Annotated in this window: 29 protein-coding genes; 22 read left to right on the plus strand and 7 right to left on the minus strand. The window is 65.9% G+C overall.

Annotated elements, in window-relative coordinates; translation table 11 throughout:
* Positions 1–37 precede the first annotated feature (37 nt).
* The 3 genes from J5837_RS10470 to J5837_RS10480 all read left to right on the plus strand — a co-directional run bounded on the left by J5837_RS10470 (position 38) and on the right by J5837_RS10480 (position 3,273).
* The gene (locus J5837_RS10470) at positions 38–1,507 is read left to right on the plus strand and encodes a DUF418 domain-containing protein (RefSeq protein WP_210536688.1); all 1,470 of its coding nucleotides are present in this window, start codon (positions 38–40) and stop codon (positions 1,505–1,507) included.
* A gap of 9 nt (positions 1,508–1,516) precedes the next feature.
* Positions 1,517–2,293 carry an N-formylglutamate deformylase gene (gene hutG, locus J5837_RS10475; protein ID WP_210536689.1) on the plus strand — a complete coding sequence of 259 codons (777 nt, stop codon included), beginning with the start codon at positions 1,517–1,519 and terminating at the stop codon, positions 2,291–2,293.
* A gap of 92 nt (positions 2,294–2,385) precedes the next feature.
* Positions 2,386–3,273, plus strand: a complete 888-nt coding sequence (locus tag J5837_RS10480; RefSeq protein ID WP_210537010.1) for a DMT family transporter — start codon at positions 2,386–2,388, stop codon at positions 3,271–3,273.
* A gap of 1 nt (position 3,274) precedes the next feature.
* Here the strand turns inward: J5837_RS10480 and J5837_RS10485 are convergent, their stop codons facing one another.
* From J5837_RS10485 to parE, 3 genes are all read right to left on the minus strand, one after another.
* On the minus strand, positions 3,275–4,411 hold the full coding sequence (locus J5837_RS10485; RefSeq protein ID WP_210536690.1) for a carboxylate-amine ligase: 1,137 nt from the start codon (positions 4,409–4,411) through the stop codon (positions 3,275–3,277).
* Between the two features lie 88 nt (positions 4,412–4,499).
* Positions 4,500–6,452, minus strand: coding sequence for a S9 family peptidase (locus J5837_RS10490; RefSeq protein ID WP_210536691.1), 1,953 nt, complete (start codon positions 6,450–6,452; stop codon positions 4,500–4,502).
* A 115-nt stretch (positions 6,453–6,567) separates the two neighbouring features.
* Positions 6,568–8,457 carry a DNA topoisomerase IV subunit B gene (gene parE / locus J5837_RS10495; protein ID WP_210536692.1) on the minus strand — a complete coding sequence of 630 codons (1,890 nt, stop codon included), beginning with the start codon at positions 8,455–8,457 and terminating at the stop codon, positions 6,568–6,570.
* 178 nt (positions 8,458–8,635) lie between these two features.
* On the opposite strand from parE, the gene J5837_RS10500 reads away from it, so the two are divergent.
* The 10 genes from J5837_RS10500 to truD all read left to right on the plus strand — a co-directional run bounded on the left by J5837_RS10500 (position 8,636) and on the right by truD (position 16,753).
* A complete protein-coding gene (locus J5837_RS10500) occupies positions 8,636–9,127 on the plus strand; it encodes a hypothetical protein (protein ID WP_210536693.1) in 492 nt (163 codons plus the stop codon).
* Positions 9,128–9,272: 145 nt separating this feature from the next.
* On the plus strand, positions 9,273–9,524 hold the full coding sequence (locus tag J5837_RS10505) for a hypothetical protein (RefSeq protein ID WP_210536694.1): 252 nt from the start codon (positions 9,273–9,275) through the stop codon (positions 9,522–9,524).
* A 177-nt stretch (positions 9,525–9,701) separates the two neighbouring features.
* A complete protein-coding gene (gene pyrG / locus J5837_RS10510; protein ID WP_210536695.1) occupies positions 9,702–11,360 on the plus strand; it encodes a CTP synthase in 1,659 nt (552 codons plus the stop codon).
* Between the two features lie 54 nt (positions 11,361–11,414).
* Positions 11,415–12,248, plus strand: coding sequence for a 3-deoxy-8-phosphooctulonate synthase (kdsA, locus tag J5837_RS10515; RefSeq protein ID WP_210536696.1), 834 nt, complete (start codon positions 11,415–11,417; stop codon positions 12,246–12,248).
* 32 nt (positions 12,249–12,280) lie between these two features.
* Positions 12,281–12,784 carry a hypothetical protein gene (locus J5837_RS10520; protein WP_210536697.1) on the plus strand — a complete coding sequence of 168 codons (504 nt, stop codon included), beginning with the start codon at positions 12,281–12,283 and terminating at the stop codon, positions 12,782–12,784.
* The gene (gene eno, locus J5837_RS10525) at positions 12,781–14,085 is read left to right on the plus strand and encodes a phosphopyruvate hydratase (protein ID WP_210536698.1); all 1,305 of its coding nucleotides are present in this window, start codon (positions 12,781–12,783) and stop codon (positions 14,083–14,085) included. The genes J5837_RS10520 and eno overlap by 4 nt, the downstream gene beginning before the upstream one ends.
* Positions 14,086–14,087: 2 nt before the next feature.
* The gene (ftsB, locus tag J5837_RS10530) at positions 14,088–14,438 is read left to right on the plus strand and encodes a cell division protein FtsB (protein WP_210536699.1); all 351 of its coding nucleotides are present in this window, start codon (positions 14,088–14,090) and stop codon (positions 14,436–14,438) included.
* On the plus strand, positions 14,438–15,127 hold the full coding sequence (ispD, locus tag J5837_RS10535; RefSeq protein ID WP_210536700.1) for a 2-C-methyl-D-erythritol 4-phosphate cytidylyltransferase: 690 nt from the start codon (positions 14,438–14,440) through the stop codon (positions 15,125–15,127). Before ftsB ends, ispD begins: the two co-directional genes overlap by 1 nt.
* On the plus strand, positions 15,124–15,612 hold the full coding sequence (ispF, locus tag J5837_RS10540) for a 2-C-methyl-D-erythritol 2,4-cyclodiphosphate synthase (protein ID WP_210536701.1): 489 nt from the start codon (positions 15,124–15,126) through the stop codon (positions 15,610–15,612). Before ispD ends, ispF begins: the two co-directional genes overlap by 4 nt.
* 88 nt (positions 15,613–15,700) lie before the next feature.
* Positions 15,701–16,753, plus strand: coding sequence for a tRNA pseudouridine(13) synthase TruD (gene truD, locus J5837_RS10545; protein WP_210537011.1), 1,053 nt, complete (start codon positions 15,701–15,703; stop codon positions 16,751–16,753).
* Between the two features lie 81 nt (positions 16,754–16,834).
* Here the strand turns inward: truD and J5837_RS10550 are convergent, their stop codons facing one another.
* Positions 16,835–17,389, minus strand: a complete 555-nt coding sequence (locus J5837_RS10550) for a Smr/MutS family protein (RefSeq protein WP_210536702.1) — start codon at positions 17,387–17,389, stop codon at positions 16,835–16,837.
* Between the two features lie 87 nt (positions 17,390–17,476).
* On the opposite strand from J5837_RS10550, the gene surE reads away from it, so the two are divergent.
* The 6 genes from surE to J5837_RS16430 all read left to right on the plus strand — a co-directional run bounded on the left by surE (position 17,477) and on the right by J5837_RS16430 (position 21,312).
* The gene (gene surE / locus J5837_RS10555; protein ID WP_210536703.1) at positions 17,477–18,256 is read left to right on the plus strand and encodes a 5'/3'-nucleotidase SurE; all 780 of its coding nucleotides are present in this window, start codon (positions 17,477–17,479) and stop codon (positions 18,254–18,256) included.
* On the plus strand, positions 18,253–18,930 hold the full coding sequence (locus J5837_RS10560; protein WP_210536704.1) for a protein-L-isoaspartate(D-aspartate) O-methyltransferase: 678 nt from the start codon (positions 18,253–18,255) through the stop codon (positions 18,928–18,930). Before surE ends, J5837_RS10560 begins: the two co-directional genes overlap by 4 nt.
* Positions 18,930–19,544 carry a YqaA family protein gene (locus tag J5837_RS10565; RefSeq protein WP_210536705.1) on the plus strand — a complete coding sequence of 205 codons (615 nt, stop codon included), beginning with the start codon at positions 18,930–18,932 and terminating at the stop codon, positions 19,542–19,544. The genes J5837_RS10560 and J5837_RS10565 overlap by 1 nt, the downstream gene beginning before the upstream one ends.
* 13 nt (positions 19,545–19,557) lie before the next feature.
* The gene (locus J5837_RS10570; protein ID WP_210536706.1) at positions 19,558–20,334 is read left to right on the plus strand and encodes a peptidoglycan DD-metalloendopeptidase family protein; all 777 of its coding nucleotides are present in this window, start codon (positions 19,558–19,560) and stop codon (positions 20,332–20,334) included.
* Between the two features lie 8 nt (positions 20,335–20,342).
* Complete coding sequence (locus J5837_RS10575) at positions 20,343–20,969, plus strand: hypothetical protein (protein ID WP_244755860.1); 627 nt, start codon at positions 20,343–20,345, stop codon at positions 20,967–20,969.
* Positions 20,970–21,171: 202 nt separating this feature from the next.
* Positions 21,172–21,312, plus strand: a complete 141-nt coding sequence (locus J5837_RS16430; protein ID WP_342345541.1) for a DUF2164 family protein — start codon at positions 21,172–21,174, stop codon at positions 21,310–21,312.
* Here J5837_RS16430 and J5837_RS10585 read toward each other — a convergent pair.
* The 3 genes from J5837_RS10585 to yhbY all read right to left on the minus strand — a co-directional run bounded on the left by J5837_RS10585 (position 21,302) and on the right by yhbY (position 22,730).
* Entirely contained in the window at positions 21,302–21,913 is a 612-nt protein-coding gene (locus J5837_RS10585; RefSeq protein WP_210536707.1) for a D-Ala-D-Ala carboxypeptidase family metallohydrolase, read from the minus strand. The genes J5837_RS16430 and J5837_RS10585 overlap by 11 nt on opposite strands.
* 129 nt (positions 21,914–22,042) lie before the next feature.
* Positions 22,043–22,417, minus strand: coding sequence for an Mth938-like domain-containing protein (locus J5837_RS10590; protein ID WP_210536708.1), 375 nt, complete (start codon positions 22,415–22,417; stop codon positions 22,043–22,045).
* Between the two features lie 7 nt (positions 22,418–22,424).
* Positions 22,425–22,730 carry a ribosome assembly RNA-binding protein YhbY gene (yhbY, locus tag J5837_RS10595; protein ID WP_210536709.1) on the minus strand — a complete coding sequence of 102 codons (306 nt, stop codon included), beginning with the start codon at positions 22,728–22,730 and terminating at the stop codon, positions 22,425–22,427.
* Between the two features lie 93 nt (positions 22,731–22,823).
* On the opposite strand from yhbY, the gene rlmE reads away from it, so the two are divergent.
* The 3 genes from rlmE to folP all read left to right on the plus strand — a co-directional run bounded on the left by rlmE (position 22,824) and on the right by folP (position 26,386).
* On the plus strand, positions 22,824–23,456 hold the full coding sequence (rlmE, locus tag J5837_RS10600) for a 23S rRNA (uridine(2552)-2'-O)-methyltransferase RlmE (protein WP_210536710.1): 633 nt from the start codon (positions 22,824–22,826) through the stop codon (positions 23,454–23,456).
* Positions 23,457–23,495: 39 nt separating this feature from the next.
* The gene (gene ftsH / locus J5837_RS10605) at positions 23,496–25,421 is read left to right on the plus strand and encodes an ATP-dependent zinc metalloprotease FtsH (protein ID WP_210536711.1); all 1,926 of its coding nucleotides are present in this window, start codon (positions 23,496–23,498) and stop codon (positions 25,419–25,421) included.
* Positions 25,422–25,486: 65 nt separating this feature from the next.
* Entirely contained in the window at positions 25,487–26,386 is a 900-nt protein-coding gene (folP, locus tag J5837_RS10610) for a dihydropteroate synthase (RefSeq protein ID WP_210536712.1), read from the plus strand.
* The last annotated feature ends 240 nt before the right edge of the window (positions 26,387–26,626 follow it).

Here is a 26,626-nt window from a genome sequence, read left to right on the forward strand (position 1 = left end):
TGATGCTGGGCGCATGGGCCAACCCGGGCGCAGCGCCATGACCGAGACGCAAACCGAATTCGTGCCGGTCGCGCAGGAACAGCGCATCCATGCGCTGGACATCGTCCGCGGCTTCGCCCTGCTCGGCATCGCGCTGATGAACGTGGAGTTCTTCAATCGGCCGCTGGCTGCCCTGGATGACGGACTGCCCACGGGGTTGACCGGCATGGATGCGTGGGCGGGATGGCTGATCCATGTATTCGTGCGGGCCAAGTTCTTCACCATGTTCTCGATCCTGTTCGGGATGGGTTTCGCGGTGATGCTGGCGCGCGCGCAGGCGGCCGGACGGGAATTCACCGGTGCGTACTTGCGACGCACCCTTGCCTTGGCACTGTTTGGCCTTGCGCATGGCGTGTTGATATGGGCCGGCGACATCCTGCTCAGTTATGCGGGTGCCGCTCTGCTTCTGTTGATCGTGCTGTTCGCGAGAGGGTGGGCGATGTGGCTGGCATTCGCGCTGATGGTAGTCGTCAGCTTCGCCATCGATCCCGGCAATGGCGGCTTCACCGCGATGATCCTGCTGCTCGACGGTGTCGTGCTGGCGCTGTTGCGCCGCGGCCAACGCATCGAGGATGCGCCGACCGTGGCGTCGCAATCGTTGCGTGGCAGGCGCCTGCTCGGGGCTGGTCTCGCCTTGTACCTGATCCCGTCGCTGATGATGGTGGCCGCCGGCGGCATGATGACGGTGGCTGCTGGCGCGCATCAGGACGAATCCGTTGCGGCCGAATCCGGCAAGCCGGCGGCGCAACAGGCCGACACGCAGAAGCAGGCGGTTGCCAAGGCGCGTGCCGAGCGCGCGGCCCATCGCGCCGAGGAAACCCGGGTGATGACCCGGGGCAGTTATGCGGAGGCAGTGGCTTTCCGCGCGAAACAATTCACCGGCGATTACTTGAAGGCATTGTTCTTCCTCACCGTTGCGCTGGGCTTGTTTCTGATCGGTGCGTGGCTGCTGCAGAGCGGCGCTATGCGGGACCCCGCGGCGCATCTGCCTTTGTTCAGGCGCATGGCCTTCGTCGTCTTGCCATTGGGGTTGATGGCTACCCTGGCTGGCGCTGCCATCGCCGTCCGGCCCGATCCGGCGAAGCAAGGCGAGTGGTTGCTATCGATGGGTTTGATGTTCACCGGCGGCATGCCGATGTCGCTGGGGTATATCGCCCTGGTCATGCTCGCATTGCAGCGCGATGCCTGGCGCAGGCTGCTGGGCTGGCTGGCGCCGATGGGGCAGATGGCACTGACCAATTACATTGGCCAATCCGTGCTCGGCACGCTGTTCTTCTACGGCTATGGACTGGGCCACTGGGCGCTGCCGCGGGCGCAACAGGTGGTCTATGTGCTGGTGGTGTTCGCGTTGCAACTGGTCTTCAGCAAGCTGTGGCTGCTGAGGTTCCGTTATGGCCCGCTGGAATGGCTGTGGCGTGCCGCCACCTATCGGCAATGGCCGCTGCTGCGACGGAGCACGGTCCGCTAAACTGCGCGGATGGAAATCTTCGAACTGCATCGCGGCAGCGCGCCGCTATTGATCAGCCTGCCGCATGACGGCACCCATGTTCCAGACGACATCGCCGCGCGATTGACCGACGGCGCGCGGCGCGTGCCCGACACCGACTGGCACGTCTCGCGGTTGTACGCCTTCGCCCGTGAACTCGGTGCTTCGATCCTCGCGCCGCGCCATTCGCGATACGTGATCGATTTGAACCGGCCGCCGGACGACACTTCGCTGTATCCGGGGCAGAACACCACCGGCTTGTGCCCGGTGGCGCAGTTCACCGGCGATCCGGTCTATCTGCCGGAGCAGGAGCCGTCCGCCGAAGAAGTGGCCAGGCGCGTCGAGGTCTACTGGCGTCCGTACCACGCGGCGTTGCGGGAAGAGATCGCCCGCATCCGCGCCGTGCACGGTCGCGCGGTGCTGTGGGAAGGGCATTCGATCCGCGGCAAACTGCCGTTCCTGTTCGAGGGCCGCCTGCCTGGGTTCAACCTGGGTACGGCCGGCGGCACCAGTTGCCGGCCCGAACTGCAGCAGCGGCTCGAAGCCGTCCTGGCGGCGCAGGACGTGGATGATGCGGTGGTCAACGGTCGCTTCAAGGGCGGCTACATCACCCGCCAGTACCACGATGTCGGCAATGGCGTGCAAGCCGTGCAACTCGAACTGGCGCAGCGCAACTACATGGACGAGGATTCGTTCGAGTACCTGCCGGAACGTGCCGTGCGTGTGCAGGCGGTGATCCGCGAGCTGTTGCTGGCCACGCTGGCATGAGCGCCGAAGAGCAGGGCGACGACGCGGTCCAGGCCCTGGATGTCGCACCCGCCGAAGACGTGGTGCACGAGGCGCCCGCGCCGGCCGTGCCGATGCGCCGTGTCGATCGCTCCGGCATCGTGCTGGCGGCGTTGGGCGCGATCGCGTTCTCCGGCAAGGCGATCATCGTCAAGCTCGGTTTCCGCTACGGCGCCGATGCGGTGACCCTGCTGGCGCTGCGGATGGCGGTGGCGCTGCCGTTCTTCGTGGGGATGGGCGTGTGGGCCGCCCGCCGGGCGCCAAGGCTGACGCGCGCGGATCGGTGGAGGATCCTCGCCCTCGGGTTCTTCGGCTATTACCTGGCCAGCTTCCTCGATTTCGCCGGCCTGGCTTACATCACCGCGACCCTGGAACGGCTGATCCTGTATCTCACCCCGACGCTGGTGCTGCTGATCGGCGTCGCATTCGCCAAGCGGCGCCCGACCCGGCTGCAACTGATCGCATTGGGGACGAGCTATCTCGGCGTATTGCTGGCATTCGGCCACGACCTGGACCATGGCGGAAGCGACATCGTGCTGGGCGGTGGGCTGGTTTTCGGCAGCGCACTGGCCTATGCCATCTATCTGTACGGCAGCGGCGAAATCGTCGCGCGCATCGGCGCAGTGCGCCTGACCGCCTACGCCAGCAGCGTTGCCAGCGTGTTGTGCATCGGCCAGTTCCTGCTGCTGCGTCCGCTCGATGCGCTTGCGCTTCCGCCGCAGGTGTACTGGCTCTCGCTGCTCAACGGCACGGCGTGCACGGTACTGCCCGTGCTCGCGACGATGCTGGCGGTGAAGCGCATCGGCTCGGCCACGGCCGCGCAGATCGGCATGCTCGGTCCGGTGTCGACCATCGTGCTGAGTCTGTTCGTGCTCGGCGAGCCGATGGGAGCATGGCAGGTCGCGGGCACTCTGCTGGTGATGGCGGGCATATTCGTGGTTTCCCGGCAACGGGTGGCATAGCTCACGCGGGCATGGCCGGTACGCTGGCCTGGGCCAGCCAGTCGACCACCGCTTGCAGGGCTTCGCTGCGCGAGGCGCCCTGCGCGCGGCTCTCGCGATAGATCGCCATTTGCCGGTGTGCGCTGGTGCCGGTTTGCAGGATGTGCCAGAGGTGGTCGAATTCGGCCTCTACGCCGAGCGCGGCCACGTCTTCGGCCAGCACCTGCTGCAGGTTGCGGAACATTTCGCGCATCGAGACCAGGCGGTTGCTCGACAGATCGATCAGGCCGGCATCGAAACCGTAACGCTGCGCACGCCACAGGTTCTCGGCGACGATGGCCTGGACGCCCGCGTCCAGGCCTGCATGCAATTGCGGCTGGCGTTCCAGGTAGCGGATGAGGCAGCGGTACAACTGGGCGATGGCCAAGGCGTCGTCGGTATTCGTGCAACAGTCGGTGACGCGGAGTTCCAGCGTCGGGAAATTCAACGACGGGCGCAGTGCCCACCACAGGAATCCGGCGTTCTCGATCGCGCCGGACTGGATCAGCCGCCGCAAATAGCGGTCGTAACCGGCCTGGTCCGTGAAAAGGGGAGGCAGGCCGGTCCGCGGGATTTCCTGGTACGCGGTCTGCCGATACCCCATCAAACCGGTCGGTTGCCCCATCCAGAACGGCGACGAGGTGCTGAACGCCAGCAGCATCGGCAGGAATGGCTGCATCCGTCGCATCAGGTCGATGCGCGCTTCGACGTTGGCCGGCTGCACGTGCACGTGCAGCCCGCACAACAGGTTGCGCCGTCCGGGCAATTGCAGCTGCGCCATCACCTGGTCGTAGTGCGGTTTCACCGTGCTGCGTTGCTGTCGCCACGACTCGCGCGGGTGCGTGCCCGCGGCGAGGATGGACAATCCATGCCGTCGCGCGAGCTCGGCGACGCGGGTGCGCAACCCGACCAGGTCGCGGCGCGCTTCCCCCGCATCGTGGTGGACCACCGTCTGCACTTCGACCTGGGTCTGCAGCAATTCGTGGCCGAACCGGCCATCGCCGATGGCATCCCGGCACTCGTCGAAGAACGCTCGCGGCATGTGCCGCAGGCGCCGCGCGTTGCGGCGGACCAGGAAATATTCTTCTTCCAGCCCGAAGGTATAGGGATGCGCGGCCATGCCGCGTTATCGCATCTACGGGGTTTGCGTTGCGTAAACGAAAGCGGGCGCCTTGGGGCGCCCGCGCGGGACAGGATCCCAGCCGCAATCAATGCCCGATGTGTTTTTCGAGGAAGGCCTCGATGCGCTGGTAGAGCTCAGCGCGGGTTTCGGGCTTGTAGAAGCCATGACCCTCGCGGGCGGCGACCATCGTCTCGATCGGCGTTCCCTGTCTTTTGAATGCGGAAGTCAACGCGTTGAACTGCTCCATCGGGACGCGCTGGTCGATGGATCCTTGGGCCAGGAAGACGGGCACCTTGATCTTGTCGACGTTCTGCGCTGGCGACCATGCCTTCAAATTGGCCATATCGGTGCCCAGTACGCGGTCTAGGTATCGCCTGCCGGATGCACGGTCCTTGATGTCGCCTTCCTTCTTCATGACTTCGAGGTCGTAAACGCCGACATAGCCGATAGCGCATTTGTACAGCTCGGGGTAGCGGATCGGTTGCATCAATGCGGCGTACCCGCCAAAGCTGGCGCCGAAGGTGCAGATACGGTTCGGGTCCGCCAGTTTGTTGTCGATGGCCCAGCGTACGCCATCGGCGACGTCGTCCATCATCTTGCCGCCCCATTCGCGGTGGCCGCTTTCTTCGAAGCCTTTTCCACGACCGCCGGAACCGCGGAAGTTGATCTGCAGAACGGCATAGCCGCGACTGGCCAGGAACTGCGCATCCGGGTCGAAGCCCCAGCTGTCGTATGGGCCGTGCGGGCCGCCATGGGGCAGGACGACGGTCGGCTTGGCGCCGGTACCGGCGGGAGCGGTGTAGAGACCGTACAGCGTCAGTCCGTCGCGGGTGGTGAAACTGATCGGTCGGGTGGAAGCCAGCGAGCCCGCCTTTAACCATGGCATCAATTCGCTGACCAGTTGGACCTTGTTGGCATCGCGATCCAGGAGGTAGTAGGCGCCCGGGTTCCGATCGCCCCACACGGTGAATAACACCTTCTTGTTGTCGCGTGTCCATTGCACGAAGGACACCATCTGGCCCGGGAATGACTTCAGCAAGCCGGCGTGCAGTTTCGCCCAGTCCGATGCCGGATCGAGGTACTGGACCGTTGGTTTGGCGGCGTCGTAAATGACGGCGAACGGCGGGCCATCGTGGCCGGCGTACATCACCCGGGAAATCGCTACTTCGTCACTGCCGGCGAGCCGGGTCCGGGTCCCCTTGGCCAGATCGACCTTGTAGAGCTGCGCGGGTTCGTTCCGGTCGGTAATGCTGGCGTACGCAGTATTGTTGTCCGGTTCCACGTACAGCAGACTCATGTTGTAGCCGGCCAGCGGTTTCGGCACCGGCATCCACTCGTTGCTGGCGCCCGGACGATAGGCAAGCACGGGGTCATCCTTGTCGTCCGACGTGATCTTGAGACGTGCCCGCCCAGCATGATCGAACATGAAGGATGCGGTTTCCTTCGTCTGCTCCAGCTCCTGGCGATTACCCGTCCGCGTATCCACCTTGTAGATGGAGGTGGTCTGATCCTCATCGCCACGGCTGTCCGGCCACGCGGTGAAGTCGACCAGCACTTTGCCGGGCTCGTCGTCCAGAACCTTGACGATACTGGCGAATCCTCGATCCTTGCGTCGTCCTGAGCGTGCACCATCGTCTTCGATGTAGGCGAACAGGGTTTCTTGAGTCTTGCCGTGGACGTCCGAACTCATCAATTCGCCGTAGCTGTACGGGCGGGCACGAAGTGGCTCCATCCTGGCTCGCGCGACCACCACCTGGTCGTTGTCGCTCCAGACGATGTTGGCGACATGGTTCTGGCGGCCGAACCGCATGGCCTGGACCGTGCCCTGGCCGTCCAGGGCGACCACATGCAATTGGGTTTCCATGCCATCCGCGGAGGGCACGGCAAGCGCGATGTGCTTGCCATCTGGCGAAAGGGCGATATCACTGATTTCCGCATGTTTGGAAAAATCCAGAGCCGTAGGGCTTTGGGCGGAAACGGGCGCGGACAATACTGCCGCCAGCGCGATGGCGTGGCGAATACGAGCGGTAAATCTCATGGCTCCCTCCATATGGTGGCCATGTCCCCAAATGCACGGCCCCCGGGCATTTAGCCGTGCCGCATGGCCGCTTTGCAAGGCGCGATGCGGAACGGGATGGCCAGCCGGACCGGAATCAGACCTCCAGCGAAGCCAGATCGCCCTTGGTCTCGAGCCACGTCTTCCGGTCCGAAGCCCGCTTCTTCGCCAGCAGCATGTCCATCAGTCCCCGGGTCTCACCGGCGTCGTCGACGGTCAGCTGCACCAGCCGGCGCGTGTCGGGGTGGATGGTCGATTCGCGCAGCTGCGACGGGTTCATTTCGCCCAGGCCCTTGAAGCGGGTCACGTTGACGGCGCCCTTGATCTTCTCCCGCTCGACCTTTTCCAGCAGCAGGCGTTTTTCTTCCTCGTCCAGCGCGTAGAACACCTGCTTGCCCACGTCCACGCGGAACAGCGGCGGCATGGCCACGAACACATGGCCGGCGTCGACCAGCGCGGGGAAGTGGCGCAGGAACAGCGCGCTGAGCAGGGTCGCGATGTGCAGGCCGTCGGAGTCGGCGTCGGCGAGGATCACGATCTTGCCGTACCGCAATCCGGAAATATCGTCCTTGCCGGGGTCGCAGCCGATGGCCACGGCGAGGTCGTGCACTTCGTTCGACGCGAGCACGCCGCCGGAAGCCACTTCCCAGGTGTTGAGGATCTTGCCGCGCAACGGCAGGATCGCCTGGAAATCCTTGTCGCGCGCCTGCTTGGCGCTGCCGCCGGCCGAGTCGCCTTCGACCAGGAACAACTCGGTGCGGGAGAGGTCCTGGCTGATGCAGTCGGCCAGCTTGCCGGGCAGGGCGGGACCCTGCGTGACTTTCTTGCGCACGACCTGCTTTTCGGTCTTCAGTCGGGCGGCGGCGCGTTCGATCGCGATCTGCGCGATCTTCTCGCCGAAGTCGACGTGCTGGTTCAGCCACAGGCTGAAGGCGTCGTGCGCGGCGCCTTCGATGAAGCCTGCTGCCTGGCGCGAGGACAGGCGTTCCTTGGTCTGCCCGCTGAACTGCGGGTCGGTCATCTTCAGCGACAGCACGAAGGCGACGCGGTCCCACACGTCTTCCGGCGCCAGCTTGACGCCGCGCGGCAGCAGGTTGCGGAAATCGCAGAACTCGCGCAGCGCGTCGGTCAGGCCGCTGCGCAGGCCGTTGACGTGGGTGCCGTGTTGCGCGGTCGGGATCAGGTTGACGTAGCTTTCCTGCACCAGTTCGCCCTCCGGCACCCAGGCCACCGCCCAGTCGACGATTTCGGTGTCCTTTTTCAGCTGGCCGACGAACAGCTCCGGCGGCAGCAGTTCGCGCCCCTGCATTTCCCCCTTGAGGTAGTCGCGCAGGCCGTCCTCGTAATGCCAGGTGTCGCGCTCGCCGGTGGCTTCGTCGTGCAGCTTGACGGTCAGGCCGGGGCACAGCACCGCCTTGGCGCGCAGCAGGTGGCGCAACGCGCGCGCGTTGAACTTCGGCGTGTCGAAGTATTTCGGGTCGGGCCAGAAGCGCAGGCGCGTGCCGGTATTCTTCTTGCCCACCGTGCCGACGGTTTCCAGTTTCGACGCCGCATCGCCGTCGCGGAACTCCATCCGGTATTCGTTGCCTTCGCGCTTGATGAAGATCTCGACCTTCTTCGACAGCGCGTTGACCACGCTGACGCCGACGCCATGCAGGCCGCCGCTGAAGGTGTAATTGCGGTTGCTGAACTTGCCGCCGGCATGCAGCCGGGTAAGGATCAGCTCGACGCCGGGAATCTTCTCCTCCGGGTGGATGTCCACCGGCATGCCGCGGCCGTCGTCGCCGACCTCGCAGCTGCCGTCCTTGAACAGCGTCACCTCGATCTCGCCCGCGTGCCCGGCCAGCGCTTCATCGACCGCGTTGTCGATGACTTCCTGCGCCAGGTGGTTGGGCCGCGTGGTGTCGGTGTACATGCCCGGGCGGCGCTTGACCGGATCCAGGCCGGAGAGGACTTCGATATCGGCGGCGTTGTAGCGACTGCTCATGGTTCAGCGTTGTCGTCGGGCATCGTGATCAGAGCCCGGCAGGATGGGGGCAGCCCCCGTGCCGGTCAAGAACCTGTCCGGATGATGAAGGCCATGTCGCGAATTCACTGCTCCGTCAAGTCGTGTTGCCTAGGGTTCGCATCGCCACGATAGGTGGTACCAACGAAGAGGAACTCCCATGCGCAAGCTGATGATCATCGGCGTCGCCACCACGTCCCTGATGTTCGCGGCGCTGGCGTCGGCGCAGCAGGCCGGCACTCGGGTGGGTGCGGGCGCCAATGTGCAGGCGGGCGCGGTCAACGCGCAGGCGCAGACCGGTGCGAACGCGGGCATGCATGCCGATGCGGTGCAGGGCGCGGTCCAGTCCGCGCGCGATTCGGGCGCACAGGTCGGCACGACGGTTCGCGATACGGCGAGGGCCGGCGAGCAGGCCACCGAGCATGCCAGCGACCAAGCCGTCGGCGCCGTGTCGGGCAACGCGACCGCCGGGGCGAATTCGGCGCTCGGTGCGACCGACGCATCGGCCACGACCAGCACGTCCTCCGGCACGATCGGCGCCGATGCCAGCGCCGACGGCAAGGCCAAGGCCGATGCGGCGAAGGCCGAGCACAAGGGCAAGCACAAGAAGGCCAAGGCAGCCGAAACCGAGAAGCAGGACGGCACGCCGTAACAAGCAGGGGTCTCCCGGCCGGGGATGCCAATCATCCCCGGCTTTTTCATGCCCGGACCGGGGCGTTCAGCTATCCGCAGGTCCTGCTTCCGGGCGGGGTGTAAAATGCGGCGGAACCGTGCAAACGGAGAATCGGAGAAGCGCCATGAAACAGAAGACCCTGATCGCGATGGTCGCCGTTGTCGGCTTGATCGGTGGAGCTGCGTACGCTTTCGCCCAATCCAGCGGCAGCGCCGACCAGAAGAAGGACCAGGCGCCGCAGCAGGACACCCGCACCGAGGCCGAGAAGCGCGCCGAGCGCCGCGCCGCCAACGAAAAGGTCGCGGCCGAACGCAAGGCCCAGCAGGGCGACAAGAAGGCCGGCAAGGAAGAGGAAGAAGAGGAAAAGAAGCCCTGACGGGTCGGTTTCCCACCCTCGCAATGCCAGAACGCCCCGCCAGCCGGGGCGTTCTGCTGTCCGGAACTGGACCGGGCCAGGCATTCCGATAGTCCGGTCTGTTCCGCCAAGCCAACTGCGTCGGCTTTGTCGGCAAGCCGGCAAGCCGGTAAACTACGGCTTTCCGGAGCCCCTCTCATGACTCCCCTCATTTTTGTTACCGGCGGCGTGGTGTCCTCGCTAGGCAAGGGCATCGCCGCCGCTTCGCTTGCGTCCATCCTCGAAGCCCGTGGCCTGAAGGTCACGATGATGAAGCTGGACCCGTACATCAACGTCGATCCGGGCACGATGAGCCCGTTCCAGCACGGCGAGGTCTACGTCACCGACGACGGCGCCGAAACCGACCTCGACCTGGGCCATTACGAGCGCTTCGTGCGCACGCGCCTGAGCCGGAAGAATTCGATCACCACCGGGCGCATCTACGAAAACGTGATCCGCAAGGAGCGCCGCGGCGACTACCTCGGCGCCACCGTGCAGGTGATCCCGCACATCACCGACGAAATCCGCCGCTGCATCGACGAGGCCACCGCCGGCTTCGACGTGGCCCTGGTCGAGATCGGCGGTACCGTCGGCGACATCGAATCGCTGCCGTTCCTCGAGGCGATCCGCCAGATCCGCACCGAACGCGGTGCCGAGCAGGCGATGTTCATGCACCTGACCCTGGTGCCGTTCATCGCCGCGGCCGGCGAGCTGAAGACCAAGCCGACCCAGCACTCGGTCAAGGAGCTGCGCTCCATCGGCATCCAGCCCGACGTGCTGCTGTGCCGCAGCGAGCAGCCGCTGCCGGATTCCGAGCGCCGCAAGATCGCGCTGTTCACCAACGTACCCGAGCGTGCGGTCATCACCGCGCGCGACGTCGACGTGCTGTACAAGATCCCGCTGGAACTGCACGCGCAGGGCCTCGACCAGATCGTCGTCGACCGTTTCAAGTTGCCGGTGACCGGCCCGGCCGATCTTTCCGAATGGGAAGCGGCGGTCGACGCCACGCTCAACCCGCTGGACGAAGTGACCATCGCCGTGGTCGGCAAGTACGTCGACCACCAGGACGCATACAAATCGGTCGGCGAAGCGCTGAAGCATGGCGGCCTGCGCCAGCGCACCCGGGTCAACCTGAAGTGGCTGGAGTCGCAGGACGTCGAAGCCGACGACTCGGCGCTCCACGATGTGGACGGCATCCTGGTGCCGGGCGGCTTCGGCGATCGCGGGTTCGAAGGCAAGGTGCTCACGGCGAAGTACGCGCGCGAGCACCGCGTGCCGTATTTCGGCATCTGCTACGGCATGCAGGCTGCGGTGGTCGATTACGCGCGCAACATCGCCGGGCTGGATGGTGCCAACAGCACCGAGAACGACAAACTGTCGCCGCATCCGGTGATCGGCCTGATCACCGAGTGGCGCACCGCGTCGGGCGAAGTCGAGAAGCGCGACGAGAAATCCGACCTCGGCGGCAGCATGCGCCTGGGCCTGCAGGAACAGCGCCTGAAGCCCGGCACGCTGGCGCGCGAACTGTACGGCAAGGACATCGTCGCCGAGCGCCACCGCCACCGCTACGAATTCAACAACCGCTACCGCACCCAGCTGGAAGACGCGGGCCTGGTCATTTCGGCAAAGTCGATGGACGACCTGCTGGTGGAGATGGTCGAGCTGCCGCGTGCCGTGCATCCGTGGTACCTGGCTTGCCAGGCGCATCCGGAATTCCTGTCCACCCCGCGCGAAGGCCATCCCCTGTTCGTCGGCTTCATCCGTGCCGCGCGCGAGAAGAAGGCGGGCGGCAAGTTGCTGAAGGAAGCCAGGGCGTGATCCCTCCTTGTCATTCCCGGCGCAGTCCGGGATGACGACTTCAAGGAATAACGAATGAAACTCTGTGGTTTCGAAGTCGGCCTCGACCAGCCCCTGTTCCTGATCGCCGGTCCCTGCGTTATCGAGTCGATGCAGTTGCAGCTCGATACCGCCGGCAAGCTGAAGGAAATCACCGGCAAGCTGGGCATGAACTTCATCTTCAAGTCCAGCTTCGACAAGGCCAACCGTACTTCGGGCACCAGCTTCCGCGGGCCCGGGATGGAGGAAGGCTTGAAGGTACTGGCCGAGGTCAAGAAGCAGATCGGCGTGCCGGTGCTGACCGACGTGCACGAGTACACGCCGATGGACGAAGTGGCGGCGGTGGTCGACGTGCTGCAGACGCCGGCGTTCCTGGTGCGCCAGACCGATTTCATCAAGAAGGTCTGCTCGGCCGGCAGGCCGGTCAACATCAAGAAGGGCCAGTTCCTGTCGCCGTGGGACATGAAGCCCGTGGTGGAAAAGGCCAAGTCCACCGGCAACAACGACATCCTGGTCTGCGAACGCGGCGCCAGCTTCGGCTACAACAACCTGGTGTCCGACATGCGCTCGCTCAGCGTGATGCGCGACACCGGCTGCCCGGTGGTGTTCGATGCGACGCATTCGGTGCAGTTGCCGGGCGGGCAGGGTACGTCCAGCGGCGGCCAGCGCGAATTCGTGCCGGTGCTGGCGCGCGCCGCGGTCGCGGTGGGCGTGGCCGGCCTGTTCGCCGAAACCCATCCCGATCCGTCCAAGGCGCTGTCCGACGGCCCCAATGCGTGGCCGCTGGACAAGATGGAAGCGTTGCTGGAGACCTTGCTGGCGCTGGATTCGATCACCAAGAAGAACGGATTCCTGGAGAGCACGGTCTGATGATGAGGTACTTCGTTCGGCGGACCGGGAGCATGAAAGCGTCGATATTGCCGATCGCGCTCCTGTTTGCGGGAAGTGCGATATCGTCCGGGGCGATCGCGTGCACCACGTACCCGCCGATGCGCGAAGTTCCTGCGAGCGACCTTGTCCGGAACGCAGATCTGGTCGCCATCGTCCACGTCGAAAAGATCGTGCCAATGAGTGCTGTAGAAGAGGCAGAGCTGCAACGCCTGATGACCGATCCCCCGCTCAACACGCCTATCAGATTACCTGGTCCCTCCGCGCGTTTTTCTGCAATCCGCATCCTGAAAGGCAAGCTTCCGGAAGCGTCGCTGCTGCGTAGCGGCCCTACCAGTTGTGATGTAGTGCTGACGGAAGGCAGCGACTACGTGCTCTTTGCCAGGTCGCCCGATATCCCGGGTGGCCAGATCGTGCCGTTGTATGGCACGTTCCCGCTTGGCGCAGACCCGCAAGCCAAGGCCAAGTTGGCCGAAGTGGAATCCATCCTCAATCCCCCCAATCCGACCCGCCCATGACCACCATCGCCAAGATCCACGCCCGCGAAATCCTCGACAGCCGCGGCAATCCGACCCTCGAAGCCGAAGTCACCCTCGCCGACGGTTCGTTCGGCCGCGCCGCGGTGCCGTCCGGCGCCTCGACCGGTACCAAGGAAGCCGTGGAATTGCGCGACGGCGACAAGACCCGCTACCTGGGCAAGGGCGTGCAGAACGCCGTAGCCAACGTCAACGGCGCCATCGCCAACGCCTTGCATGGTTTCGACGCCGCCGACCAGGAAGGCCTCGACCGCCGCATGATCGACCTGGACGGCACCGAGAACAAAGGCCGCCTCGGCGCGAACGCGCTGCTCGCGGTTTCGCTGGCCAACGCGCACGCGGTCGCCGCGTCGCGCAAGCAGCCGCTGTGGCGTTACCTCGCCGACACCAGCGAACATCCGGCTGGTTGGCAGCCGACCCTGCCGGTGCCGATGATGAACATCATCAACGGCGGCGCGCACGCCGACAACAACGTCGACTTCCAGGAATTCATGGTGCTGCCGGTCGGCGCCGCATCGTTCTCCGAAGCGCTGCGCGCCGGCACCGAGATCTTCCACGCGCTGAAGTCGGTGCTGAAGGGCCATGGCCTGAGCACCGCGGTCGGCGACGAAGGCGGCTTCGCCCCGGACTTCCGCAGCAACGTCGAAGCGCTGGACACCATCCTCGAGGCGATCGGCAAGGCCGGCTACACCGCCGGAGAAGACGTGCTGCTGGGCTTGGACGTCGCTTCCAGCGAATTCCACGAGAACGGCAAGTACAACCTGGTCGGCGAGAACAAGCGCCTGACCAGCGAGCAGTTCGTCGACTTCCTCGCCGACTGGGCCGCGCAGTACCCGATCATCACCATCGAAGACGGCATGGCCGAGGACGACTGGGCCGGCTGGAAGCAGCTGACCGACCGCATCGGTAGCAAGGTGCAGCTGGTCGGCGACGACCTGTTCGTCACCAACCCGAAGATCTTCAAGGAAGGCATCGAGTCCGGCACGGCCAACGCCATCCTGATCAAGGTCAACCAGATCGGCACGCTGACCGAGACGCTGGAAGCCATCGCCATGGCCGACCACGCGAAGTACGCGGCGATCGTCTCGCACCGTTCCGGCGAGACCGAGGACACCACCATCGCCGACATCGCCGTGGCGACCACCGCGACCCAGATCAAGACCGGTTCGCTGTGCCGCAGCGACCGCGTGGCCAAGTACAACCAGTTGCTGCGCATCGAGGAGCAGTTGGGCGTCGCCGCGCGCTACGCCGGCCGCAACGCCTTCGTTTCGCTGAAGCGCTGAACGTGCGGGCGGCGCGCTGGCTGCTGCTGGTGTTGCTGGGGCTTTTGGCCTTCCTGCAGTACCACTTCTGGTTCGGCCGCGGCAGTTCGGGCGAGGTGGTCGCGCTGGAGAAGCAGGTCGCGGCGCAGAAACGCGCCAACGAGGGCCTGCGCGATCGCAACGCCGAGCTCGCTGCCGAAGTCGAGGACCTCAAGTCCGGCGAAGCGGCGGCCGAAGAGCGCGCCCGCAGCGAGCTGGGCATGATCAAGCCGGGCGAGAAGTTCTATCGCGTGGTCGAGTCGCCCGGCGCGCCGCAGCCCATCGACGAAGCCGGCACGAAGCCCGATGCCGGCGCGGCGGAGCAGAAGCCCTGATGCGCGGCACCTGGGCGGTGGTGCCCGCGGCCGGACGCGGCACGCGCTTCGGCGGCGACGTTCCCAAGCAATACCTCGAAGTCGAGGGCAGGCCGTTGATCGCGTATACATTGGCCGCGCTGACCGCGCATCCGGCGGTGGAAGGCGTGGTCGTGGCGATCGGCGAGAACGACGCCGACTGGCCTGGCTGGAACGAGCTCGAGGGCAAGCCGATCCGGACCTGCACCGGTGGTGCCAGCCGTGCCGCGTCGGTGCTGGCCGGCATCGAGGCATTGCCCGACAGCGTGCGCGCCGACGATTTCGTGCTGGTCCACGACGCGGCGCGCCCCAATCTCGGCTTGCACGACCTGTCGCAACTCTTGGAGCGCGGCCGCAACGATCCGGTGGGTGCGATCCTGGCCGCGCCGGTGCGCGACACCCTCAAGCGCGCCGGCGACGACGGCGGCATCGACGCCACCGAGCCGCGCGAACGCCTGTGGCGCGCGCTGACGCCGCAGTTGTTCCGCCGCCTGCAGCTGTCGAAGGCCTTGCAGGACGCGGCGCGGGCCGGCGTCGAGGTCACCGACGAAGCGATGGCACTGGAACGCCAGGGCCTGCGACCGTTGCTGGTCGAAGGCAGCGAAGACAATTTCAAGGTCACCACGCCAGCGGACCTGGCGCGGTTCCGGTTCATACTGTCGCAACGATGAGCGCAACCAACATCCGCATTGGCCAGGGTTTCGACGTCCATGCCTTCGGCGATGGCGACCACGTGATGCTGGGCGGCGTGCGCATCGCGCACGAACGCGGCGTGCTGGCGCACAGCGACGGCGACGTGGTGTTGCATGCGTTGTGCGACGCGATGTTCGGGGCGTTGGCGCTGGGCGACATCGGCGTGCACTTCCCGCCGTCCGATCCGCAGTGGAAAGGTGCCGACAGCCGCGCCTTCGTCCGCCGTTGCAACGAGCTGATCGGCGAGCGCGGCTGGAAGGTCGGCAATGCCGACATCACGGTGGTTTGCGAGCGGCCAAAGGTCGGCCCGCATGCGCCTGCGATGCGCGAGCTGATCGCGGCGGACCTTGGCATCGGCATCGACGACATCAGCGTGAAGGCGACCACCAGCGAGAAACTCGGTTTCACGGGCCGCGGAGAGGGCATCGCTGCGCAGGCAGTGGTGCTGCTCCTGCCTTTGTAGAGTCGAGCTTGCTCGACTGCTGTTGGTCTTGCTCCTTCGTAATCGGATCGAAAAGCAGTCGAGCAAGCTCGACTCTACAAAGAGCGTGATGACCGAATCCCCGACATTGCCGCGTGCCTTTGGCGCCACTGTCCTCACGGCGCAAGTTCGCACGGCGCCCGAAGACTTTTTCGTCGATGAGCTCCCCGCGTTCGAGCCGACGGGCGAGGGCGAACACCTGCTGCTGACCATCGAGAAGCGCGGCCTCAACACCGCCTTCGTCGCCAAGGAACTGGCCCGCTGGGCGGGGATTCCCGAGATGGGGGTCAGCTATGCCGGCCTGAAGGATCGCCACGCCGTGACCCGGCAGCGTTTTAGCGTGCATCTGCCGAAGAAAATCGCGCCGGATGTCGCCACCCTGCAAGTCGAGGGGTTGAAAATCCTCGAAACCACCTGGCACAACCGCAAGCTGCCGCGCGGGGCGCTGGCCGGCAATCGTTTCGTGCTCGCTCTTCGTCATGTCGAAGGCGATCGCGAGGCCATCGAATCGCGACTGGCTCAGGTCGCCGCGCGTGGCGTGCCCAACTGGTTCGGCGAGCAGCGTTTCGGCCATGGCGGCGGCAACATCGCCAAGGCCCTGGCAATGTTTGGCGGCCGGCGGGTCAAGCGGGACGAACGCTCGATCCTGCTGTCGTCCGCGCGCTCGGAGCTGTTCAATCGGGTGCTGACCGCGCGTGTCGATGCCGGCAAATGGGATCAACCGCTGGATGGCGAAGTCTGGATGCTCGACGGCAGCCGCAGCGTGTTCGGCCCCGAGCCATGGAGCGACGAACTCGCGCGACGACTGGCGGATTTCGATATCCATCCCAGCGGTCCGTTGTGGGGCGCGGGTGAGCTGCGCAGTACCGATGAATGCGCGCGGGTCGAGATGGGGGCGATGTCCGACGACGTCTCGTTGCGCCTGCGCGCGGGGCTGGAAGCTGCGGACATGAAACAGGAGCGCCGCGCGTTGCGGCTCAAGGTCGCGGAGCTGACGTGGGAGTGGCTGGACGCAACGACGCTGCGACTGTCGTTCGCGCTGCCGCCGGGGACCTACGCCACTGCGGTTTTGCACGAACTGGGGACCTGCACGCAACCAAGCTTCGCCGTGGGAGCGACGTAAGTCGCGAAAAGATCTACCCAGGAACGAAAAGCTTCGCGACTTACGTCGCTCCCGCAACGGGTTGATCGCTCCGACCGCGGATTACTGGCGCTTGAGCAACACCAGCACCGCGCCTGCGCCGCCCTGTGCGGCCGGCGGCGAATGGAAGGCCAGCACGTCCGCGCGCTGGCGCAGCATGCGGTCCACCAGGTTCTTCAATACCGGCAGGCGTTCTTCCGAGTTCTGCCCCTTGCCGTGGACGATGCGCACGCAGCCCACGCCGTGCGTGCGGCAATCGCGCAGGAAATCGCGCAGCAGGGCCTCCGCCGTGCGCGCGGGCAGGCCATGCAGGTCCAATTCCTCCTGCGCGGCGTACTCGCCGCGGGCCAGGCGCTTGAGCACCTGCGGCGTGACTTCGTCCCGCCGGTAACTCAGCATGTCGCCCGCTTCCAGCGCGGCGATCACCGCATGCTTGAATTCGTCGCGTGCGAGGTCCTCGTCGCGCTCGGCCATGCGCGCCCGCGGCCGCGGCGGTGCCTTGCGGGGTGGCGCCGGCGCTTCGGGCAAGGGCTTGACCGGGCCGATGGCGGAGCGGAACAGCGCCGCAGGGTCTTCGTCGCCTTCGTGGTCGTGATCGTGGTCGCGCTGGCGGGCCATGCGGGCAGGGTAACCCATCGGCGCGGCAAGCCGTCATGGGCTTCCGGTATCATGGGGCCGCACAGAAACCATGCTTGCGGACGCGTAGTGAAAATCCTTGTCAGCAACGACGACGGCGTGGATGCCCCGGGCATCCGCATCCTGGCCGAGGGCCTGCGTGCCGCAGGCCACCAAGTACAGGTGGTGGCGCCCGACCGCGACCGCTCCGGCGCCAGCAATTCGCTGACCCTCGACCTGCCGATCCGGATCAAGCGGCTCGACGAGAACACCATCCGCGTCAACGGCACGCCCACCGACTGCGTGCACCTGGCCCTGACCGGGATGCTGCAGGACGAACCGGATATCGTCGTCTCCGGCATCAACAACTCGGCCAACCTCGGCGACGACGTGATCTATTCCGGCACCGTGTCCGCGGCGATGGAAGGGCGCTTCCTCGGCCTGCCGGCCGTGGCGATGTCGCTGGCGGCCGCCGACCACCAGCCGAAGCACTACGCGACGGCCGCGCGCGCCGCGGTGGAAATCGTCGCGCGGTTGAAGGCCGATCCGCTGCCGGCCGACACCATCCTCAACGTCAACGTGCCCGACCTGCCGTGGGACGAAGTGCGCGGCTTCGAAGTCACCCGGCTCGGCAACCGCCATCGTTCCGAAGCGTGCATGCCGCAGCCGGATCCGCGCGGCGGCACCGTGTACTGGATCGGGCCGGCCGGGCCCGAGCAGGACGCCGGCGCAGGCACCGATTTCCACGCCGTGCGCACCGGCTTCATTTCGATCACCCCGATCCACGTCGACCTGACCCGTTACCAGGCGCTGGAAAAGGTCGCCGGTTGGGTCGGCGGCTTGAGCGCGGCGCTGGAGGCTTCGGAATGATGTCGAAGCTGCGCCTGCAGCCCGAAGCCGTCGGCCTGGGCATGACCAGCCAGCGCGTGCGCGACCGCCTGGTCCAGCGGCTGCGCGACAACGGCATCGCCAACGAGAACGTGCTCAACGCGATCCGCACCGTACCCCGCCATCTGTTCATCGACGAAGCGCTGGCTTCGCGCGCCTACGAAGATACCGCGCTGCCGATCGGCCATAGCCAGACCATCTCGCAGCCGTGGGTCGTGGCGCGGATGACCGAAGCGCTGCTGCAGAATTCGCCGAACAAAGTATTGGAAGTCGGCACCGGTTCCGGCTACCAGGCCGCGGTGCTGGCCGCGTTGGGCATGGAGGTGTACACGGTCGAACGCATCGGCGACCTGCTGCGCCAGGCGCGCAAGCGGTTCCGCACCCTGGGATTGAACGTGCGCAGCAAGCACGACGACGGCCGCATCGGCTGGCCGGAACACGCGCCTTTCGACGCGATCATCGTCACTGCCGCCGCCCCGGCGCTGGTCGACAGCCTGATCGGCCAGCTCGCGGTCGGCGCCAGCCTGGTGGCTCCGGTCGGCGGCCCGTCTTCGCAATCGCTGCTCAAGTTGACCCGGCGCGCCGATGGCGGCGTCGACGAGGTCGAACTGGCCGCGGTCAGCTTCGTACCGCTGCTTTCGGGAACCCTCGACTGATGAAACTGTTCGGGCCGCTGTACGAGCGCGCGATCGGCTGGGCGAAGCATCCGCGCGCACCGACCCTGCTGGCCGCGCTGAGTTTCTTCGAGGCGATCATCTTCCCGGTGATGCCCGAGGTGATGCTGGCGCCGATGGCGCTGGCGCAGCCGAAGCGCGGCTTCTGGTTCGCCACGCTGAGCCTGGCCGGGTCGATGGTCGGTGCCTTGGTCGGCTATTTCCTCGGTCATTACGCGTTCGAAGCGTTGAAGCCGCTGTTCGCCGCGCTGGGCATGCTGCCGGCGATCGAATCGGGCATCGTCACCGTGCAGGCGAAGATGGCCGAGTCGCCGTGGGCGGTGTTCGCGTTCCTGGTGCTGGGCGGCTTCATGCCGATCCCGATGAAGGTATTCACGTGGGCTTCGGGTATCGTCGGCGTGCCCATGCTGCAATACGTGCTGAGCATGCTGATCGGCCGGGGCAAGCGCGTGTACCTGCTGGCGCTGGCGATCCGCCTGGGCGGCGAGAAGGCCGAAAGCGCACTGCGGCGCTGGATCGAGCCGGTCGGCTGGGCGGCGACGGCGCTGGTGCTGGGCGCGATCGGCTGGCTGGTGTGGAGATCGCAGCAAGGTTGAGGACGGATACCGAATGACGAAAGCGACGCGCATCTTCGTACTGGCCATCGCGGCCCTGTGGTTGGCCGCATGCAGCAGCACCGTGGTGCGCACGCCGTCGCGTTCGGCCCCGCGTCCCGTCGTTTCCCAGCCCAAGTACGGCGCCACGACCATCGTCCAGCGTGGCGATACCCTGTATCGGATCGCGGTCAACAACGGCATCACGCCGCTGGACCTGGCCTTGTGGAACGGCGTGGACCCGCCATACACCATCTATCCCGGCCAGCGCCTGCGCCTGTATCCGCAGGATCGCCGCGCCGCACCACCACCGGTGCGTTCCACCGCGACGACCACGCGTCCGCCCGCGACTCGCCCGGCGGCGGGCACCACAACGCCGACGCGTCCCATCGCCAAGCCGGTGCCGCCGCCGGACGCGGACGGTTTCGACTGGCGTTGGCCGGCCGACGGCACGGTCGTCGGCACCTACGCCGCAGGCAACGCGACCCGCCAGGGCATCGATATCGCCGGCAAGGAAGGCCAGCCGGTCCGCGCCGCCGCCGATGGCGTGGTGGTGTACTCGGGCGCCGGCCTGGTCGGCTATGGCGAACTGATCATCGTCAAACACAGCGAAACCTGGTTGTCGGCCTACGGCCACAACCGCCGTCGCCTGGTCAACGAAGGGCAGAACGTGAAGGCCGGCCAGCAGATCGCCGAGATGGGCCACAGCGGTGCCGCGCGCGACATGCTGCACTTCGAGATCCGCTACAACGGCAAGCCGGTTGATCCACAGGAATACCTGCCGAAAAAGTGAGGTTGCCGATGAAGCGCATGGCCATGGCCTGCATGTCTCTGGTGCTGCTGGCCGCATGCGCGACCAAATCGCCAGTCGCAACCGCAAGGCCGAGCCAGTGCGGTTATGACAAAGCTGCAATGCTGGCGCTGGACGAGAACGCCTTCGACCAGGACTTGTCGAATGGCGGCGGGGGGTGGCGGAAAATCGCCAATATTGCAGGTTGCGAGGTCGCCGCTGCGGATCTGATCGCGGCGTACAAGAAAAAACACGGGTTGGACAAGCCGATCCTCAACTGGCACGAAGGGCAGATGCGCGCCTCCGCCGGGCAAACGGAGCGCGCCATCGCGCTGCTTTCGTCCGCGAAGAAAAACGAGGTGGGACAGGAGGCATGGAACGCGTATGTCGATGCGACAGTTGCGTTCCTCCGCAAGGACAAGCCGGTACTGCTTGCCGCCAGGGAAAGACTGATGAAAGTGCCGACGCCGGACGTGCTGGGGCCGGTGAAGGATGGTTACGTGGAAGTATCGATGGACAACGGCCAAAAGATGAAGATGCGCTGGCCCATGAATATCGAGGTGGTCGATGGCTTGGTCACCTGTTTCGACAGGCCTTACCGCCAAGCTTACGGCAGCGACTGTCGACCCAAACAATAGCAGGGAGGATGGATGGAGCGCAGCGATACCCATCTTTGCCGTGTATCAGGTGCTGCGGGATCCCCGCAGCATAGACAGGAGGGGTCGAGATGAACGACATCCGTTTTTCGGACGATGAGAAGGCTGCCATCACCCGCAAGGTGCAGCTGTATTTCTCGGAAGAGCTGAAACAGCAGATCGGCCGTTCGACGCCGAATTCCTGATCGATTTCTTCGCCAAAGAGGTCGGTGCGTATTTCTACAACGCCGGTGTGCGTGATGCCCAGGCGGTCTTGTCGGCCAAGGTCGAGGATCTCCAGGACGTGTTGTATCAGTTGGAAAAGCCCACCGAATTCAACCGCTGACCCTCGTGCATAACGACGTCTTGCGCGTGTAGTCGTAGCCCCAGGTGCGAAAACCCGAGGTGTCGATATGGATCTTGTCGGCGTCGTAGAAACCCAGCCCGAGTTTCAGTGCGGGCCCATGTCGTTGCCACCACGCGCAAAGCCGCGCGACTTCGCTGGGAGTGGCCCGTGCAAGGTCGAAATCCAGCGCGTTGTTCGCCAGATGCTTGCTGCGCGAACTGCCGCCTTCGCAGCGATTGAAGACGGGATCGCGATAGGCCGAAGCGGTTCGCTCTCCATGCAGCAAGCCGTCGGCACGGAGCTGCTTCACCGCCGCCAGGGTCGGCACCATGTTCGCCCAGGCGCTTTCTGGCGGCACCGCGAATTCGGTGACGCCGCAACGGCGCCAGCGCCGCCCGCTGCGCAGCAGGGATTCCATCGGCAGCGCGTCTTCGACCTTCTGGCGACGCAGGAAATCCCGGTAGTCGACGAGGCGTGCGGCTTGCGGCGTGGCGGCCCAGCCGTTGAAGCGATGCCGGGGACCGCGCGGGTCGCAACCCGCCAGCGAAACGATGGCGATGACCAGAAGGCAGAACGGGCAGTGAGCAGCGATACCCCTCATCGTGCGTGCCGTCCCATGACGGATGTCCCCTTCGGCCCCACCCATCCTACAGCCAGATGTAGAGCGGGCCTTGGCCCGCCATCCCGCAGCAGTTGTGGGCCGCGCGGCGGGCCAGGGCCCGCCCTACGATCACGGCGAAAGGAGAAATCCCGCCACCACGCGCCGTCCTTCGCTGGCCAGCACGTTGAAGGTCCGGGCGGCCGCCTGGTTGTTCATCACCTCGATGCCCACGCCGCGGGTCAGGCACGCGGCCATTACCGCGGCGGAAGGGAACACCTGCCTGTCGCCGGTGCCCAGCACCACCAGTTCCGGATCCAGCGCCAGCAGCGGCGCCAGGTCGTCGGCGGCCAGCGGCTCGCCGGCGCGCACCGGCCAGTCTTCGACCAGTTGCGACGGGGCCAGGATGAAACTGGCGTTCAGGACCCGGTCGTTGACCCGCGCACTGTGGCCATCGGCGCTGCGCAGGGCGAAGGCGTAATCGGGGCGCTCGTGGTTCAGCTGCATGGCCGGATCAGCCGCGCGGCAGGACGATCTGCCGCTTGTCCCGGGCGGGACGGTAGAGGATGGCCACGTGGCCGATGCGCTGGACCAAGGCTGCGCCGGTCTGGGCGACGATGTCGCGGACCATCGCGTCGCGGGTTTCCCGGTCTTCGGCCGCGACCTTGAGCTTGACCAGTTCGTGGCGTTCCAGCACCTCGTCCAGCTCGGCCAGGAAGGCCGGGGTGACGCCCTTGCCGCCGGTCTGCAGCAGGGCCTTCAGGTCGTGCGCCTGGCCGCGCAGGAAACGGTTCTGGGCGTTGGTCAGGACGACGGACATGCGGAAAACGGGTGGTGATGGGGGTTCAGGGTATCATGCGGGCCCTGTTCACCGCCTTCATACGGCCCTTTCCGCACGGGAAAGGGACAAGCCATGGCCACCCGCAGCAAAAGCAGCCAACGCTGGCTCAAGGAGCACTTTTCCGACCCCTACGTGAAGAAGGCGCAGGCGGAAGGGATGCGTTCGCGCGCGGCCTACAAGCTGGAGGAGCTGCTGGCCCGCGACCGGTTGCTGAAGCCGGGCATGGTCGTGGTCGACCTGGGCGCGGCCCCGGGCGGCTGGTCGCAGTTCGTCCGCCAGGCCCTGGGCGACACCGGCCGGGTCGTGGCGATGGACATCCTGGAGATGCCGCCGCTGGCCGGAGTGGAGTTCCTTCATGGGGACTTCAGGGAAAACAGCGTGTTATCGCAGCTGGAGGCGATGCTCGCCGGGCAGCCGGTGGACCTTGTTCTGTCGGATATGGCCCCCAATAAGAGTGGCATGGATGCGGTGGACCAGCCGCGGGCGATGCACCTGGCCGAACTGGCGATGGATTTCGCTGACGGTCATCTCAAGCCCGGCGGTGCGTTCCTGATCAAGCTGTTCCAAGGCGTGGGTTTCGACGACTACGTCCGGGAGCTGCGCCGGCGCTACGAGCGCGTGGCGATCCGCAAGCCGGACGCCTCGCGCAAGCGGTCGCCGGAAGTCTATGCGCTGGGCCAGGGCAAACGGCACAGGCCTGTGTGAACCAGTTGAAGTAAGGTGGGACGGTAGGGAACGATGAGGATGAACGACTTGGCCAAGAATCTGCTGCTGTGGGTGGTCGTCGCCGTCGTATTGATGGTGGTCTTCCAGAGCTTCTCGCCGCGCCTGGGCGGGGCCACGGCCCAGCAGCCGTCCTATTCGCAATTCCTAGACCAGGTCGACAGCGGTGCGGTCAAGGAAGTGACCTTCAGTGGCGACGGCCGTGCCGATGTCATGAAGATCACCTATCGAACCAACGGCAGCGACCAGCCGGTCTCCGTGCTCGGTCCGTACGACCGCGAGCTGATCAACGTCCTGCGCAACAAGAACGTCGCGATCAAGCAGGAAGCGCCGTCCAGCGGCATCTCGCTGGGTTCGATCCTGATGACTTTCCTGCCGGTGCTGCTGATCATCGGCTTCTGGCTGTTCATGATGCGGCAGATGCAGGGCGGCGGTGGCGGCGCGAAGGGCGCGATGTCGTTCGGCAAGTCGCGCGCCAAGCTGCAGGGCGAGGATCAGGTGAAGGTGACCTTCGCCGACGTCGCCGGCTGCGACGAGGCCAAGGAGGAGGTCGGCGAACTGGTCGAATTCCTGCGCGATCCGTCGAAGTTCCAGAAGCTGGGCGGCAAGATCCCGCGCGGCGTGCTGATGGTCGGCCCGCCGGGCACCGGCAAGACCCTGCTGGCCAAGGCCATCGCAGGCGAGGCCAAGGTGCCGTTCTTCAGCATTTCCGGTTCCGACTTCGTCGAGATGTTCGTCGGCGTCGGCGCCAGCCGCGTGCGCGACATGTTCGAGCAGGCGAAGAAGCATGCGCCGTGCATCATCTTCATCGACGAAATCGATGCGGTCGGCCGCCATCGCGGCGCCGGCCTCGGCGGCGGCCACGACGAGCGCGAGCAGACCCTCAACCAGCTGCTGGTCGAGATGGACGGCTTCGAGGGCGGCGAAGGCGTGATCGTGATCGCCGCGACCAACCGTCCCGACGTGCTCGATCCGGCCCTGCTGCGTCCGGGTCGCTTCGACCGCCAGGTCGTGGTCGGCCTGCCCGACGTCAAGGGCCGCGAGCAGATCCTGCGCGTGCACATGCGCAAGCTGCCGCTGGCCGACGACGTCGAGCCGATGGTGGTCGCCCGCGGCACTCCGGGTTTCTCCGGCGCCGACCTCGCCAACCTGTGCAACGAAGCGGCCTTGTTCGCCGCCCGTGGCAATGAGAAGGAAGTGCGCATGGAGCACTTCGACCGCGCCCGCGACAAGATCCTGATGGGTACCGAGCGCCGCTCGATGGCGATGAGCGAGGAAGAGAAGCGCAACACCGCCTATCACGAGGCCGGCCACGCGATCGTAGGCCGCATCGTTCCCGAGCACGACCCGGTCTACAAGGTCACCATCATCCCGCGCGGCCGCGCGCTGGGCGTGACCATGTACCTGCCGGAAGGCGACAAGTATTCGCTGAACCGCGTCGGCATCGAATCGCAGCTGTGCTCGCTGTACGGCGGCCGCGTCGCCGAGGAACTGATCTTCGGCGCCGACAAGGTCACCACCGGTGCGTCCAATGACATCGAGCGCGCGACCAAGATGGCGCGCAACATGGTCACCAAGTGGGGCCTGTCCGAGCTGGGCCCGATCACCTTCGGCGAAGAAGAGGACGAAGTGTTCCTCGGCCGTTCGGTGACCCAGCACAAGAACGTCTCCAACGAGACCGCGAGCCGCATCGACGCGGTGGTGCGCAGCATCCTGGACAAGGCCTACGACCGCACCACCAAGATCCTGACCGAGAACATCGACAAGCTGCACACGATGGCCGAGGCGCTGCTGCTGTACGAAACCATCGACGCCGCGCAGATCGACGCGATCATGGAAGGCCGCGACGTGCCGCCGCCGACCGGCTGGGACAAGCCGGGCAAGGGCGAAGGCAAGGGCGATCCGCGCCCGCTGCCGCCGCTGGGCGGTCCGGCGGCGCAGACCTGAAGCGCGTTGCCAGTTCGACGACGAAAGGCCAGACTCCCGTCTGGCCTTTCTTTTTTCCGACCGCAATGTTCGACACCACGCCGCAACTCGATTGCGCCGGCCGCCTCGTCAAGCTCGACGTGCCGAAGGTCATGGGCATCGTCAACGTCACCCCCGACTCGTTCTCCGACGGCGGCGCGCATGCGGATGTCGATGCCGCCGTCGCGCATGGCCTGAAACTGGCGGAAGAGGGCGCGGACATCCTCGACATCGGCGGCGAATCGACCCGGCCGGGGGCCGATGAAGTTCCGGTCGAAGAGGAACTGAAGCGGGTGGTCCCGGTGATCGAACGGCTGGCGAAGCAGATCTCGCTGCCGATCAGCATCGACACTTCGAAACCGGAAGTGATGCGCGCGGCGGTCGCCGCCGGCGCGGGCATGATCAACGACGTGTACGCGCTGCGCCGCGAGGGCGCGCTGGACGCCGCCGCCGCGCTCGGCGTGCCGGTGGTGCTGATGCACATGCTCGGCGAGCCGCGCACGATGCAGGCGGATCCGCAGTACGACGACGTGGTCGCCGAGGTGCATCGTTTCCTGGCCGAGCGCATCTTCGCCGCCGAGATGTCCGGCATCGCGAAGAAGAACCTGGTCGTCGATCCCGGCTTCGGCTTCGGCAAGAACGCCGCGCACAACCTGGCGTTGCTGGCGCAGTTGCAGCGTTTCGCCGAGCTCGGCGTGCCGGTGCTGGCGGGAATGTCGCGCAAGAAGACCATCGGCGAGTTGACCGGACGCGAAGCGCCGGCGGAACGCGTCGCAGGCTCCGTCGCCGCGCACCTGATCGCCGCGCAGAACGGCGCCAAGATCGTCCGCGTGCACGACGTCGCCGCCACCGTCGATGCGCTGAAGGTTTGGAACGCGGTCGCCGCGGTGCCGTTGCCGCGCAAGGAAGCGGCGAAGCCGTCGATCCGCTGGCCCGACGACGAATAGATGACTTGAGGCGACTGGGGAAGATGAAATTTGTCATCCCGAGCGTAGCGAGGGATCTAGCTTTTGTTTCTTGCTCTTGTTCGTCATTCCCGCGCAGGCGGGAATCGCTCTTCGCTCCTGCCATTTGAAGCACGGCAAAGGCACGAGCGATTCCCGCCTGCGCGGGAATGACGAACAAAAACAGATCCCTCGCTACGCTCGGGATGACAATTCTTGAGATGTCCCGAAAGTCAAGGTTTC

Origin of the sequence: Pseudoxanthomonas helianthi, from assembly GCF_017939625.1 — a bacterium.
Lineage (GTDB): Bacteria > Pseudomonadota > Gammaproteobacteria > Xanthomonadales > Xanthomonadaceae > Pseudoxanthomonas_A > Pseudoxanthomonas_A helianthi.